Genomic DNA, 14,011 nt, shown 5'->3' on the forward strand with positions numbered 1-14,011 from the left:
CAAGGATGCAAATTCAACAAGCGCCCCCAATCCACAATGGACAGAGGAAAACCCCACAGGCGGGAATGCAAATTTTGATGATCGGTCAGATCGCGGCTTGCATCCTGCGCAACAAGCTACTAGGAGAAGGAGATGTATGAACGCCGGTGCGGGGCATAGCGCAGTCTGGTAGCGCATCTGCTTTGGGAGCAGAGGGTCGCGGGTTCGAATCCTGCTGCCCCGACCACTCGTTTATATTATAGTGACGGAATACGTGGGCAGTTTCGTTTTCACGCCCGCGCGGTTTCAACCGGTGTTTGGGTATCAGGACGATGGTAGCGATCGCACGCATCTACAAGCCGGCACGCAACGCCATGCAATCCGGCACAGCCCCGAGGCGCTGGCTGTTGAAATTCGAATCTGCTTCCGCACGGCAAATCGACCCACTGATGGGCTGGACCAGTTCTGCCGATACGCGTCAGCAACTTCGTCTGTGGTTCGACACCTGCGAAGAGGCTATTGAATACGCCACCCGCGAAGGAATTCCCTTCCGCGTTGAAGAGCCCCACAAGGCGACACGGCGTTTGATAGCCTATTCCGACAATTTCAAGTTCAACCGCGTCGGTGCGTGGACGCACTGACCGACGCCATATGAGCAGCCGGTCGCTTTGAACAGGTGTCGGCTTGGCTCATGGTCGGCCCCGTAGCTCAACTGGATAGAGCACTCGCCTTCTAAGCGAGTGGTTGCGTGTTCGAGTCACGCCGGGGTCACCATCTTTCCGCGTCCCGTCTTTTGCAGCCGGTTGATGTTGAGCGCTAACGAACGCTCTTCTGCATCTTGTAGCGCGTCAGGGTCACGCCATTCCGTTCCACATGCTCTTCGTTCGTTACGTGCCAGCCATTTTTCAGAAAAAATGGCCATGCAACCAAACTGGCATCGGTTGTTAGCTGCGTCGCACCGTTATCCTTGGCCCATTGCTCCACATTTTTCAGAAGCGCTTGCCCAACACCCATTCTGGCAACTGATGGTAAAACGAACGCCAGGTCGAGATAACCTTCCCGATCAATGGTGAAAAATCCCACTGGCTCGTGATTTATCTCAGCGATGAAACCATTTAGATGGTCCAGTCGTGCTTTCCAGCGATCAAGCTCAATCGCTTCACTGCCCCACGCGCGGCGCTGCTGATCGCTATAGATGCCCTTCGTTCCTTCATGAATGGCATAAAAAAAGATGCGCCCAACCGCGCGATAATCGTCACGTGCCAAGGGCCGGATGTGTAGAGGCATTTTCATATGGCTCTCTTCGGCTGGCTGTCGTCGCCCGCTTATTTTATAGGCGGGCATCAGCAATGCCGGTGCGCACTGCGCAACGCCGTTGGGAATATGCCCCACGGCCACAAGCGGCTTATGTCAGCAATCCTCGTTGTCTTTGGCAAGTGACGCTTCCAGCCGCACCATATCGAGCAGGCAAGCCATGGTGTCCAGCTTGTGGATGCGAGCAAGAAGAGCAAGCTGCTCGGCGACATCGGCAGCGTAGGCGGCCAGTTCTTCGCGAGAAAGATCAAGCTCGACACGTGCGGAGTGTCCTTGATGCCCGCTGGCGGGCAATCCATTTTTGTTGGTCCCGCGAGTTCCGCCAGAAAACGACATAAAAGCCGACTGATCAATATTGTTTGACGATATGACCAGTGTACTCGTCACTTCACACGCGTACAAGTTGTAACTGGTGCATTTTTCGCGTTTTACGTGATGTCGTGGGTAATTATTTTCAGTGGGAACTACTTTCTGCGTCGATATACGTCAAACGATCCAGCACACCCTGCAGGATGTAGGCAGCCGCCAACTTGTCCACCAACTCACCCCGCCGCGCCCGCGATGCATCGGCTTCGAGCAGAGTCCGCGTAACGGCAACGGTGGTCAGCCGTTCATCCCACAAGACGAACGGCAAGGGCGTGAGTTTTTCCATATTGCGAATGAAGGCCCGCGTGGCCTGCACGCGCGGCCCTTCCGTGCCGTCCATATTCAGCGGTAAGCCGATAACGAAGGCACCCACGTCGTGCTGTTTTACAAGTTCGAGAATGCGGGTAGCATCGGTGGTGAACTTCGTCCGCCGTATCGTTTCAAGGGCGGTCGCGATTCGCCGCTCGATATCGGATAATGCAAGACCGATGGTCTTCGTGCCGAGATCGAGCCCCATCAGCCGTTGGCGAGCGGGAAGCGTTTTAAGCGTTTCAAGTGTTACGATATTCGTCATGGGCCTCACCTAATGGGCTTCACCTATCATGGAAGGCCCTGCCCGTCATCCGACTGATCACTCCGGAGAAACATCGCAATGAAAATCACCTGGTTTGGCCACTCCGCGTTCCGGCTCGACTTCGGCGACAAGGTCGTGTTGATCGACCCATATCTGACCGGCAACCCCGCGTTCACGGGCAATCGGCAAGAGGCCGTGCGCGGCGTGACACACATCCTCGTCACCCACGGTCATAGCGATCATTATGGCGATACCGTCGAAATTGCGAAGGAAACCGGCGCAACGGTTGCGACCAATGCCGATCTTGCCACCTGGTTCGGATCGAAGGGAGTCGAGCGGCTTGAGCCGATGAACACGGGCGGCAGCATCGATGCCGGCGGATTTTCGGTGACGCTTGTGCGCGCCGATCATTCAGCCGCCACGATCGAGAACGGCGTCAGCCAGGCACTGGGTAACGCGAACGGCATCATCGTGAAAGCCGAAGGTGAGCCGACAGTGTACCATCTGGGCGACACCGATATTTTCAGCGACCTTGCCCTGATCGCGGAAATCCACAAGCCCGATATCGCCTTCGTGCCAATTGGCGACCGCTTTACCATGGGCGCGGACACAGCAGCCTTGGCGGTACGGCGTTTCCTGAAGACCGAACGCGTGGTTCCGATTCACTACGCGACTTTCCCGCTGCTAGCCCCCAACGCGGATCAATTCGTCGCAGCGCTGGACGGCGAGCGCACACAGGTAATCGTACCGGCGAAGAACGATGCCGTCGCGCTGTAGAATAATCGCCTAAAAACGAAAAAGGGCCGGAAGACCGGCCCTTTTGCATTCCGGGCTATTCAATCCCGAGTTTTGCTTTTAGCACGTCATTGACGGCCTGCGGATTGGCTTTGCCGCCGGTAGATTTCATCACCTGCCCAACGAACCATCCGAGCAAAGTGGGCTTCAGCTTCACCTGTTCCACCTTGTCGGGGTTGCCCGCGATGATAGCGTCGACCGCAGCTTCGATGGCACCCGTATCCGTCACCTGCTTCAGGCCGCGCTCCTCAACGAGCACACGCGGATCGCCGCCCTCGGACCAGACGATTTCAAACAGATCCTTGGCGATCTTACCCGAAATCACTTTCTCGCCGATCAGGTCGATGATGCCGCCAAGCTGCGCCGCCGAGACGGGCGACGTGGACACAGTGTGGCCTTCCTTGTTGAGGCGGCCGAACAGCTCGTTGATGACCCAGTTTGCAGCGGCCTTGCCATCGCGGCCGCGCGCCACCTCCTCGAAGAAGTCGGCAGTATCCCGCTCGGCCACCAGCACATCCGCGTCGTAGGCGGAGAGGCCGTATTGCGTGATGAACCGTTCCTTCTTGGCGTCCGGCAACTCCGGCAATTCCGCCGCAAGGCCGTCCACAAATGCCTGATCGAAGGTGAGCGGCAGAAGGTCCGGATCGGGGAAGTAGCGGTAGTCATGCGCTTCTTCCTTGGAGCGCATGGACCGCGTTTCGTTTTTGCCGGCATCGTATAGGCGCGTTTCCTGATCGATGGCGCCGCCATCTTCCAGAATGCCGATCTGGCGCCGTGCCTCGTATTCGATGGCCTGCCCGATAAAGCGGATGGAGTTGACGTTCTTGATCTCGCAGCGCGTGCCGAGCGGCTCGCCGGGACGGCGCACCGAGACGTTGACGTCCGCCCGCAGGTTGCCCTTGTCCATGTCGCCATCGCAGGTGCCAAGATAGCGCAAAATGGTGCGCAACTTGGTAACGTAAGCCTTGGCTTCTTCTGAAGAGCGCAGGTCGGGACGCGACACGATCTCCATCAGCGCAACGCCGGAACGGTTCAGGTCCACATAGCTCTCACCGGGGCTGAGATCGTGAACCGATTTTCCGGCATCCTGCTCCAGATGCAGCCGCTCGATGCCCACAACGATGCGACGTCCATCGAGCAGGTCGACGATAACCTCGCCCTCGCCCACGATCGGATGCTTGAACTGGCTGATCTGGTAGCCCTGCGGCAAATCGGGATAAAAATAGTTTTTGCGATCAAACACCGATTTCAGGTTGATCTGCGCTTTCAGCCCCAGCCCGGTGCGCACCGCCTGAGCGACGCATTCGGCATTGATGACCGGCAGCATGCCCGGAAAGGCCGCATCAACCAGCGATACGTGGTCGTTTGGAGCACCGCCGAAGGCCGTCGAGGCCCCCGAAAACAGCTTCGATTGCGAGGACACCTGCGCGTGGATTTCCATGCCGATGACGATTTCCCAATCGCCGGTCGCGCCCTTGATGAGATTCTGCGTGGCCGCTGGCGCGTTCATCATGCTTCTCCGTCATGCGGGACAGCGTTCAACCGCTGATCCTCATAGGTAATTACCCAGTCCATCATCGCCCGCCACACGGTTTCCGCAAAATCGGGCGGGATGCCCGCCGCTTCGGCCTGGCTGCGGACATTGCCGGCCACTTCCTCGACGCGCTCCGGTATCAAGGCCGGCAGGCCGTGCGCGTGCTTGATGCCAATAACCCGTTCGACAACCGCCATGCGCTGCACCAGAAGGTCGACGATTTTCGCATCGATCGCGTCGATCTCGACCCTGCAATCTGCGAGCACGCGCTGGCGGTCGTCAGTCACGGTTCAGCTCCACCAGCGCGGCGCATCGAGACGCCCCGCCGCCTGTTCGATGGCCTCGCCAAGCGCAAACAGCGTTTCCTCGTCGAACGGCCGGCCAATGAGCTGCAGGCCAAGCGGCAGCCCCTCTGCCCCAAGTCCCGCGGGGACCGCAAGTCCGGGCAGACCGGCCATGTTGACGGTGACGGTGAACACGTCGTTGAGATACATCTCCACCGGCGAAGCGTTGGCCTTCTCGCCGATGCCAAAAGCCGGAGTCGGTGTCGCCGGCGTCAGGATCGCGTCCACGCCCGAGGCGTAGACATTCTCGAAATCCTGCCGGATCAGCGTGCGGATCTTCTGCGCCTTGACGTAATAGGCATCGTAATAACCCGCCGACAGCACATAGGTGCCAATCAGGATACGCCGCTTTACCTCGCGACCGAAACCGGCAGCGCGCGTGTTTTCATACAGCTCGGCGATGTCCTTGCCCGGCACGCGGACGCCATACCGCACACCGTCATAACGTGCGAGATTGGAGGACGCCTCGGCCGGGGCGACGATGTAGTAAACCGCCAGCGCGTAGGACGTGTGCGGCAACGACACCTCGACCACCTCCGCGCCCGCATCGCGCAGCCAGTCGGCCCCGCGCTGCCAGAGAGCGTCTATTTCCGGGGAAAGACCCTCGACGCGGTATTCCTTCGGAATGCCGATTTTCAGCCCCTTCACCGAACGGCCGATGGCGGCTTCGTAATCCGGCACCGGACGATCCGCCGAGGTCGAATCCTTCGGATCGAACCCTGCAATGGAGCGCAGCAGGATGGCCGAGTCGCGCACCGTGCGCGTGATCACGCCGGCCTGATCGAGTGAGGATGCGAAAGCCACCGTGCCCCAGCGCGAGCAGCGGCCATAGGTGGGCTTGATGCCGACAGTGCCGGTGAATGCCGCCGGTTGACGGATGGAGCCGCCGGTGTCGGTTGCGGTTGCGCCAAGGCACAGGCCTGCGGCCACAGCAGCGGACGAGCCGCCGGACGAGCCGCCGGATGTCAGCGGCACCTCGGACCCCGTGCGCCGCCACGGATTGACGGACGGACCGAAGCAGGATGTCTCGTTTGCCGATCCCATGGCGAACTCATCGTTATTGAGCTTGCCCAGATGCACCGCACCATCGCGCCACAGATTTGCAGTGACGGTCGATTCGTAGGACGGGACGAAGTTTTCCAGAATGCGCGAGCATGCCGTGGTTCGCACGCCCTCGGTGGCGAAAAGATCCTTGACGCCGATCGGAATGCCTTCAAGTGGACCGGCCTCTCCAGCCGCGAGGCGGGCGTCAGCGGCTTTCGCGCCTTCAAGCGCCTTTTCCGGCGTCACCAGCACATAAGCGTTGAGGGATTTAGCCGCCTCGATGGCGTCAAGATGCGCCTGCGTCAGCTCCGTGGCGGAAAAGGTGCGTGCCTTGAGGCCGTCGCGCGCCTGCGCAACGGTGATCCGGGTCAGATCCGTCATTATTCAACCACCTTCGGAACCACGAAATAATTGTCGTCGGACTGCGGCGCATTGGCCACGATCCGCTCGGCATAGCCACCGTCCGTCACGACATCCTCACGCTGGCGCAGCTCCATGGGCAGCACCGAGGTCATCGGCTCGACGGCGCTCACATCCACCTCATCGAGCTGGGCGACGAAATCGAGGATGGCGTTCAGTTCGTTGCGCAGGTGCGGGACTTCTTCGTCGGTCACCCTGATGCGCGCGAGATGCGCGATTCGGCGGACGGTTTTTTCGTCAACGGCCATGGAATCCGGTCACTTTCATTCAGGCTGCGTCTTACCACCGGCGCTATAGCATCCCGGCAATCGCCGTCGCAAGGCCAAGAAGGCGTCATTGCGCCAGCAAAGATACGCGATTGCCTGGATGCCGGGCAATTCGGCCCGCCAGCTCAAGGTCAAGCAACGCCATCTGAACGAATCGCACCGGAAGACCGGACCCTCGCACCAGCTCGTCGATATCCACCGGAGATGCCCCGAGCAGGCCCGTGACGAGCGTCGCGGCGTCCTCCATCTGCGCCGGGAAAAGCCCACGCTCGTCCCGCACGCTGCCACCGTCGTCGAAGCCTGAGTCATAGGCCAAGCGATGGGCGACAGGCGGCGGCTCGATCTCCGGCCAGTCGAATTCGTCCCATAGCGGCTCGCCCACATTGTCGGCGTCGCCTGCATCGAACAGCGATTTTTGTGCTGGGCCGGCATCAATTAGCGGCGCGAGCGCGGACACGACATCGTCCACAGTGCCGCACAATGTCGCGCCTTGGCGGATGAGATCGTTAGGCCCTTGCGCGCGCGGGTCCAGAGGCGATCCTGGAACGGCGAAAACCTCCCGGCCCTGCTCCATGGCGAAACGCGCGGTAATGAGCGAGCCCGATTTAAGCGCCGCCTCCACGACGACAGTGCCCAGCGCAAGCCCCGACACCACCCGGTTGCGGCGCGGAAAATCACGCCCGCGTGCTGTCCAGCCCATCGGCATTTCGCACACCGCCGCGCCCTGCCGGACGATCTGCATCAACAGCGGCTCATTTTCCGGAGGATAAATCCTGTCGTGTCCGCCAGCGAGCACCGCGATGGTGCCGGTGGCGAGACTTGCAGCATGCGCACGCGTGTCGATGCCGCGCGCCAGACCAGAGACAACCACGAAACCGGCCTCGCCCAGCCCGCGCGCCAGCCGCTCGGTGAAGGTGAGGCCATTCGCGGAGGCATTGCGCGAGCCAACGACCGCCACCATGGGCTGCGCCAACGCCGTAACGTCCCCGCGGACGGCAATGATGGGCGGCGCTGAATCGACCGCCCGCAGCGCCACCGGATAATCCGGCTCACCGAGCGCGATGAACGACACGCCAAGGCGTTTTGCCGCCGCCAGTTCACGCTCCGCGTCGTCGACTGAGGCAATGCGGATGGTGCGGCCGCTTTTGCGCGCCATCTCCGGCAATGCCGCCAATGCGGCGGACGCACTGCCAAAACGGGCGATCAGCGTGCGGAAAGTGCGCGGGCCGACGTTATCGGAGCGGATCAGGCGCAGCCAGTTCAACCGCTGCTCGTCGTCGAGCCGCACACCCTGCGTCATGCTGATTTGCTTTCCGTTACTGTTTCTTCTGGCCGATGCGCGGCTCGGTGCGATTGGCAAGACGGCGGATATTCTCGCTGTGCCGGTACCACAGGATCGCGCTCAGAATGCAATAGAGCAGCGCAACCTTGTGCTGGCCTATTTCCCACAGCACAATCGGTGTGGCCGCGCTCGCCGCCAGTGCCGCGGCGGACGAATAGCGATAGAGAATGGCCGTCATTCCCCAGATCACCGCGAAAAACAGTGCTGCGACAGGCGCAAGCGCGACCAGACAGCCGATATAGGTCGCGACGCCCTTGCCGCCCCGGAAGCGCAACCACACCGGAAAGACATGCCCGACGAACGCGCCAAGCGCCGCATAAATCGAGGCATCGACGCCCAGATAAACCTCAGCAACCAAAACGGCGACGGCTCCCTTCAGCATATCGCCCAGCAGCGTCGATGCAGCCAGCGCCTTGTTGCCGGTGCGCAGCACGTTGGTAGCGCCGATGTTGCCAGAGCCGATGGAGCGGATGTCTCCAAGGCCGGCAAAGCGCGTCAGCAACAGGCCGAAGGGAATCGACCCGAACAGGTAGCCGATGAGCAGCGCCACAACACCTTGCGGCCAGAAGATTGCCAGCAGCTCTGCCATGGGCGTTCCGTCCTACTGCTCGTCGTATTCGTAGATGAGGCGTCCGGCGATGTAGGTCTTCAGGACCTTGCCGGTGAGACGCGCCTCGTCGAAAGGCGAGTTCTTGCTCTTGGAGTGCAGCTTCATCTTGTCGACGATATAGGGATAGTCGATATCGAGCAGGATGAGATCAGCGGGCTTGCCCGCCGCCAGCGCACCGCCCGGCTGGCCGATAAGCGATGCCGGATTATGCGACAGCGCCGCCAAAAGACGCGACAGGGTGAGCTGCCCGGTCTGCACAAGGCGGAGGCCCGCGGACAGCATGGTCTCAAGCCCAAGCGCGCCGTTTTCGGCCTCGGCGAATGGCTGGCGTTTCGTCTCGACATCCTGCGGGTTGTGATCTGAAACGATGACATCGATCACACCCTCGGCCAGCGCCGCGATCACGGCCTGCCGGTCGACCTCGTCGCGCAGCGGCGGCGACAGGCGCAGGAAGGTGCGATAGTCGCCGATATCAAGTTCGTTCAGGGTCAGATTGTTGATCGACACGCCGCACGTCACCGGCAGGCCGCTGTTCTTGGCATTGCGGACGATCTCAACCGAGTCCGCGCAAGAAATCAGCGCGGCGTGATAACGCGCGCCCGTCAGCCGGGCGAGACGGATGTCGCGCTCCAGCATGATGGTTTCGGCTTCACGCGGAATGCCGTGCAGGCCCAGAAGGCTGGCGCGTGCGCCCTCGTTCATCACGCCTTGCCCGACAAGGTCCGGATCTTCGACGTGGTTGATGACCAGCGCATCGAAATCGCGCGCATAGGTCATCGCGCGGCGCAGCACCTGTGCATTCGTCACAGACCGCGTGCCGTCGGTGAAGGCCACCGCTCCGGCCTCACGCAACAGGCCGATCTCCGTCAGCTCGCGCCCGTTCAGTTGCTTGGTCAGCGCGGCGGCGGGGTGGACATGGACGATAGCCGTATCGCGCGCGCGGCGCAGCACGAAATCGACGATGGCAGGTTCATCGATCGGCGGATTGGTTTCCGGCATGCAGACGATGGTGGTGACGCCGCCGGCCGCTGCGGCCTCGCTCGCGGTTTTCAGCGTCTCGCGATGCTCGGCTCCCGGCTCGCCGACAAAGGCGCGCAGATCCACGAGGCCCGGCGCAAGCACGCTGCCGCCACAGTCGGTTTCCTGCGCGCCCTCGGGCCCGCTGCCGCTCACGAGATGCGGCCCGACATCGACAATAATGCCCGCACGCACCAGCACGCCGCCACGCCCATCCCGCCCCGTGGCAGGGTCGACGATACGGGCATTATGAAACAGATGTGGAGGTGAAAAGGCGCTCATTTCGACCCCCGATTCGGTGAATGCTGCGCTTCCGGCAGGTGCTGGGCCAGAGCTTCGAGTACGGCCATGCGCACGGCCACGCCCATTTCCACCTGCTCCCGGATGAGCGACTGCGCGCCATCCGCGACCGACGACGATATCTCGACGCCCCGGTTCATCGGGCCGGGATGCATGACGAGCGCATCGGGCTTTGCAAAGCCGAGCTTTTCTTCATCCAGGCCGTAGAAGCGGAAATATTCTTTCACAGATGGCACGAAAGAACCGTTCATGCGCTCGCGCTGAAGCCGCAACATCATAACGATATCAGCGTCTTCCAGGCCTTTCCTCATGTCGGTAAAGGTCTCGACGCCGAACTGGTCGATGCCCGCCGGCAGCAACGTGGATGGCCCAACGCAACGCACCCGCGCACCCAAAGCCTGCAACAGGATGATGTTGGAGCGCGCCACGCGCGAATGCAGCACGTCGCCGCAGATAGCGACCGTCAGCCCCTCGATCCGCCCCTTGTTGCGGCGGATGGTGAGCGCATCCAGCAGCGCCTGCGTAGGGTGCTCGTGCGCGCCGTCACCGGCGTTGATGACCGAGCAATCCACCTTGCGCGCCAGCAGATGCACCGCCCCCGCAGCATGGTGGCGGACGACGATAATGTCCGGATGCATGGCATTGAGCGTCATGGCCGTGTCGATCAGCGTCTCGCCCTTTTTCACGGACGAGGACGACACCGACATGTTCATAACGTCAGCGCCAAGCCGCTTGCCCGCCAGTTCGAACGACGACTGGGTACGGGTGGACGGCTCGAAAAACAGATTGATCTGCGTGCGGCCTCGCAGGGTCGCGCGCTTCTTTTCCACCTGACGGCTGACCTCGACGGCCTTGTCGGCAAGCTCAAGCAGCGCCTCAATATCCGGGCGCGAGAGACCCTCTATCCCGAGCAGATGCCGGTGAGGAAACAGGGGGGTGTGTTGATCGCTCATTCTGAAAGCACCCCTATAGAGGATTCTGCCGCACTTGGAAATCGCCCGGCGGGGCAGCGCAGCCCTGACCGTGCATTTTTTGGGGGATGATCCGCCCACGCTTATGGAATCGGCAAGCCAGCCATCGATAATAATCCCTAATATCAAAATGATATTGGATATATTTCATAATCTGGCTTAGTGAGCGCCTGTCCCCAGAATCCTTTCATAAACGGCGCGCACACGCGCGCGCGTTTCATCGAGGTGCAGTGCCAGCACCTTGGCATCCGGCGTGCCCACGGCATTCGCAATACGGGTGACGACGGCGGGCGGTACGGTTTCAATATCGAACGGCCCGTCTACCGTCAGGCGCTGCCACTGAAACACGTCCGACAACAAACGATAGCCAGCTCGAAGCGTCTCCGCGTCCTCAGGCGGGACCAGCCCCAGCGATCCGGCCAGATCGAAAACACGCGCCGTGCCAGCTTCTTCGGTTAATGCAGGGTATTCAAATGCGTGCGCAAGCACCAGATATTGCGCAATAAATTCAAGATCGAACAGGCCACCGCGCGTCAGCTTCAGATCCCAGGCGTCCGCTGGGCCTTTTTCCGTTTCGATGAGCGTGCGCATATCGGCCACCGCCTTGGCCAACGCGGGAGAATCGCGTTTTTGGCTGAGCACTTCGCGGATGGCCGCGCTCGCTTCTCGCGCCAGGCCGGCATCGCCGGCGATGACTTTGGCCCGGGTCAAGGCCATGTATTCCCAGATTTCGGCATTGCTGACGTAATAATCGACAAAGCCCCGGAATTGCGTCGCCAACGGCCCCTGACTGCCGGATGGCCGCAGCCGCATATCCACCTCGTAAAGCCTGCCGCGCCGCGTGGGGACCGTGAGCGCGCTGACCAGCCGCTGGGTCAGCCGGGCGTGGTAAACCACGGCATCCAGCGGTCGGCGGCCATCGCTGCGGCCATTGTCGGAATCGAAGTCGTACAGCACGACGAGATCGAGATCGGACGACGCCGTCATCTCCTGAGCACCGAGACGGCCCAGCCCCAGCACAACCATCCGCCCGCCCGGTACCTCCCCATGCTCCTCGGCGAACGCGCGCTTGACGTTATCGAGCGTGACGCCGATCAATGCGCCAGCGACGGCAGAGTAAGACTGTCCGGCTTTTTCCGGGCCGATGATACCGGAAATGAGCCGGGCGCCGGTGAGGAACGTTTCCTGCCGCGCGGCATCGCGGGCTTTGTCGAGAAACACCTCGAAAGCGCCCGCCTCCGTTTCCTGCGGGCTTACAGCCACAAGGGCACGTATGCGGCCACCGACCGTCCGCTCATCCACAGAAGCCGAGAAAAACGCCGGGTCGATCACCGCATCGAGCACGTGCGGGCTTTGCGCCACCATATCCGTCAGGCGCGGCGCAGAGCCGAGCAGATCGGCAAACAGAGCCAGTAACTTGTCGTTGGACCGCAGAATGGACAGCAGTTCCACCACCGCCGGTATCCGGGTGAATGCCTCGTCCAGCGCCGCCAGCGCGGCATCGGGCGCAGCGGTGCGGCCTAGCGCGGACAGGAGCGCGGGAACGATTTCCGTCAACACCTCGCGGGCGCGGGCGCTGGTGAACGCCTTGCGGCGGCCGAAGTGCCAGCCGCGCACGGTTTCGGCCACCCGCGCGGGATCACGGAATCCCAGACGCTGCAACGTCTGCAACGTCTCGGGATCGTCGCCGGAGCCGGTGAAGACGAGGCTGCCAGCGTCTGCCGCAAGTTCCGGGGCCTCCTCGAACAACAGGGCGTAATGCTCCTGCACGATCCCGGCCTGACGCGTCAGCTCCGCCGCGAAAGCGTCGAGCGTCGGGAAGCCGCAGAAGTGCGCGAAGCGCTCCAGCTCTCCCGCTTCCGTGGGCAGACGCTGGGTTTGCTCGTCCGCGACCATTTGCAGGCGGTGTTCGATGGTGCGCAGGAAAATGTAGGCTTTGGTCAGATCGTCGCGGGCCTGATCGGTAATCCAGCCGTCTTCCACGAGCGCCACCAGCATATCGAGCGTGCGCCGTCCGCGCAGGGAGGGCCGCCTACCACCGAAGACAAGCTGCTGCGTCTGGACGAAAAACTCGATTTCGCGAATGCCGCCGCGCCCCAGCTTGATGTCGTGCCCGGCAACGGCAATCTCGCTATGGCCGCGCACGGCGTGGATCTGCCGCTTCATCGCATGGATGTCGGCGATGGTGGCGAAATCGAAATACTTCCGCCAAATGAACGGCTTGAGGTCGGACAGAAACTGTTCTGCCAGCACAATATCGCCAGCGATGGGCCGCGCCTTGATGAAGGCGGCGCGTTCCCAGTTCTGGCCCACGGTCTCGTAATAGGAAAAGGCGGTTGGCAGCGCCACGGCGGGAGCGGTGGACCCTGGATCGGGGCGCAAACGCAGGTCCACGCGGAACACGTAGCCGTCGCCAGTGCGCTCCTGCAGGACTTTCACCAGTTCGCGGGCCAGCTTGACGAAAAAGGCGGGCGGCGCATCCCGGCCCGTGACCGGGGCTTCCGGATCATAGAACAGCACGATGTCGATGTCGCTGGAGTAATTCAGCTCTTTCGCCCCATGCTTGCCAAGCGCCAGCACAACGAGGCCGGAACCTATCTCGGGATCCACCGGGTCCGGCGGGTTGAAGCGTCCCGCAGCAACGGCACGCAGCAGGATGAAACGCACCGCGCTCTTCACCGCTGCATCGGCGAAAGCGGAGAGCGCTTCGATCACGGCGCGTAACGGCCACACGCCGCCCAGATCGGCCAACGCCACCAGCAATGCGTGCTCCGCCCGCGCCTGCCGCAAACGGCGCATGAATACGTCGGTGTCGGTCTCTTCCGCTGCTTGCGCCACGTCGCGCAGAATACGGGCGCGGCTTTCGCCGACATCGGACGCCAGCAACCGCGCCAGCCGCGCGCCGTCATTGACCGCCAGCCGCCACAGAAACGGCGAATGCTCCGACAGACCCGCGACCAGCCTTTGCACGACAGGTGGCCACGCATCGCTGCCATCTATCGCGCCGAGTTCGGCGAGAGCGCGGCTCTCGTCCGCCAGCACGGGCCCCGTGGCGATTCGCGCGATCAGGGGTTGCAACTCTTCAGGCGGCGTTCCGGATGGCGCGATGTCTGTCACGATATGGGCTCTGGCTGC

Annotated in this window: 14 protein-coding genes and 2 tRNA genes; 4 read left to right on the top strand and 12 right to left on the bottom strand. The window is 61.9% G+C overall.

The genetic code is table 11. The annotated features are described in order from the left end of the window. The first annotated feature begins 149 nt into the window (after positions 1-149). The 3 genes from FHS81_RS09360 (at position 150) to FHS81_RS09370 (ending at position 753) form a co-directional block, all read left to right on the top strand. Positions 150-226 (top strand) — tRNA-Pro (locus FHS81_RS09360). Positions 227-311: 85 nt separating this feature from the next. Continuing rightward, positions 312-620: an ETC complex I subunit gene (locus FHS81_RS09365; protein WP_183752308.1), complete on the top strand. Its 309-nt coding sequence runs from the start codon at positions 312-314 to the stop codon at positions 618-620. A gap of 56 nt (positions 621-676) precedes the next feature. Then, positions 677-753: transfer RNA gene (locus FHS81_RS09370), tRNA-Arg, on the top strand. A gap of 42 nt (positions 754-795) precedes the next feature. Here the strand turns inward: FHS81_RS09370 and FHS81_RS09375 are convergent. The 3 genes from FHS81_RS09375 to ruvX form a co-directional block, all read right to left on the bottom strand. Continuing rightward, positions 796-1,377, bottom strand: coding sequence for a GNAT family N-acetyltransferase (locus tag FHS81_RS09375; protein WP_183752310.1), 582 nt, complete (start codon positions 1,375-1,377; stop codon positions 796-798). A 12-nt stretch (positions 1,378-1,389) separates the two neighbouring features. Continuing rightward, the gene (locus tag FHS81_RS09380) at positions 1,390-1,680 is read right to left on the bottom strand and encodes a hypothetical protein (protein ID WP_183752312.1); all 291 of its coding nucleotides are present in this window, start codon (positions 1,678-1,680) and stop codon (positions 1,390-1,392) included. A 67-nt stretch (positions 1,681-1,747) separates the two neighbouring features. After that, positions 1,748-2,233 carry a Holliday junction resolvase RuvX gene (gene ruvX / locus FHS81_RS09385; RefSeq protein WP_183752314.1) on the bottom strand — a complete coding sequence of 162 codons (486 nt, stop codon included), beginning with the start codon at positions 2,231-2,233 and terminating at the stop codon, positions 1,748-1,750. 78 nt (positions 2,234-2,311) lie between these two features. On the opposite strand from ruvX, the gene FHS81_RS09390 reads away from it, so the two are divergent. After that, positions 2,312-3,010 (top strand): metal-dependent hydrolase, encoded by a 699-nt coding sequence (locus tag FHS81_RS09390; protein ID WP_183752316.1) that lies wholly within the window; start codon positions 2,312-2,314, stop codon positions 3,008-3,010. 55 nt (positions 3,011-3,065) lie between these two features. Here the strand turns inward: FHS81_RS09390 and gatB are convergent, their stop codons facing one another. The 9 genes from gatB to FHS81_RS09435 all read right to left on the bottom strand — a co-directional run bounded on the left by gatB (position 3,066) and on the right by FHS81_RS09435 (position 13,993). Next, positions 3,066-4,538, bottom strand: coding sequence for an Asp-tRNA(Asn)/Glu-tRNA(Gln) amidotransferase subunit GatB (gene gatB, locus FHS81_RS09395; RefSeq protein WP_183752318.1), 1,473 nt, complete (start codon positions 4,536-4,538; stop codon positions 3,066-3,068). Next, complete coding sequence (locus FHS81_RS09400) at positions 4,538-4,849, bottom strand: chorismate mutase (RefSeq protein WP_183752320.1); 312 nt, start codon at positions 4,847-4,849, stop codon at positions 4,538-4,540. The genes gatB and FHS81_RS09400 overlap by 1 nt, the downstream gene beginning before the upstream one ends. Before the next feature lie 3 nt (positions 4,850-4,852). Continuing rightward, positions 4,853-6,331, bottom strand: a complete 1,479-nt coding sequence (gene gatA, locus FHS81_RS09405) for an Asp-tRNA(Asn)/Glu-tRNA(Gln) amidotransferase subunit GatA (RefSeq protein ID WP_183752322.1) — start codon at positions 6,329-6,331, stop codon at positions 4,853-4,855. Beyond that, complete coding sequence (gene gatC / locus FHS81_RS09410) at positions 6,331-6,618, bottom strand: Asp-tRNA(Asn)/Glu-tRNA(Gln) amidotransferase subunit GatC (protein WP_183752324.1); 288 nt, start codon at positions 6,616-6,618, stop codon at positions 6,331-6,333. The genes gatA and gatC overlap by 1 nt, the downstream gene beginning before the upstream one ends. Positions 6,619-6,703: 85 nt before the next feature. Next, positions 6,704-7,924 (bottom strand): DNA-processing protein DprA, encoded by a 1,221-nt coding sequence (dprA, locus tag FHS81_RS09415; protein WP_183752755.1) that lies wholly within the window; start codon positions 7,922-7,924, stop codon positions 6,704-6,706. A 28-nt stretch (positions 7,925-7,952) separates the two neighbouring features. Then, positions 7,953-8,567 carry a glycerol-3-phosphate 1-O-acyltransferase PlsY gene (gene plsY, locus FHS81_RS09420; RefSeq protein WP_183752326.1) on the bottom strand — a complete coding sequence of 205 codons (615 nt, stop codon included), beginning with the start codon at positions 8,565-8,567 and terminating at the stop codon, positions 7,953-7,955. 12 nt (positions 8,568-8,579) lie between these two features. Continuing rightward, positions 8,580-9,887 (bottom strand): dihydroorotase, encoded by a 1,308-nt coding sequence (locus tag FHS81_RS09425; RefSeq protein WP_183752328.1) that lies wholly within the window; start codon positions 9,885-9,887, stop codon positions 8,580-8,582. After that, positions 9,884-10,858, bottom strand: coding sequence for an aspartate carbamoyltransferase catalytic subunit (locus tag FHS81_RS09430; RefSeq protein WP_183752331.1), 975 nt, complete (start codon positions 10,856-10,858; stop codon positions 9,884-9,886). Before FHS81_RS09430 ends, FHS81_RS09425 begins: the two co-directional genes overlap by 4 nt. Before the next feature lie 177 nt (positions 10,859-11,035). Then, positions 11,036-13,993, bottom strand: coding sequence for a bifunctional [glutamine synthetase] adenylyltransferase/[glutamine synthetase]-adenylyl-L-tyrosine phosphorylase (locus FHS81_RS09435; protein WP_343052464.1), 2,958 nt, complete (start codon positions 13,991-13,993; stop codon positions 11,036-11,038). Positions 13,994-14,011 lie beyond the last annotated feature (18 nt).

It is taken from the genome of Pseudochelatococcus contaminans, from assembly GCF_014195635.1.
Lineage (GTDB): Bacteria > Pseudomonadota > Alphaproteobacteria > Rhizobiales > Beijerinckiaceae > Pseudochelatococcus > Pseudochelatococcus contaminans.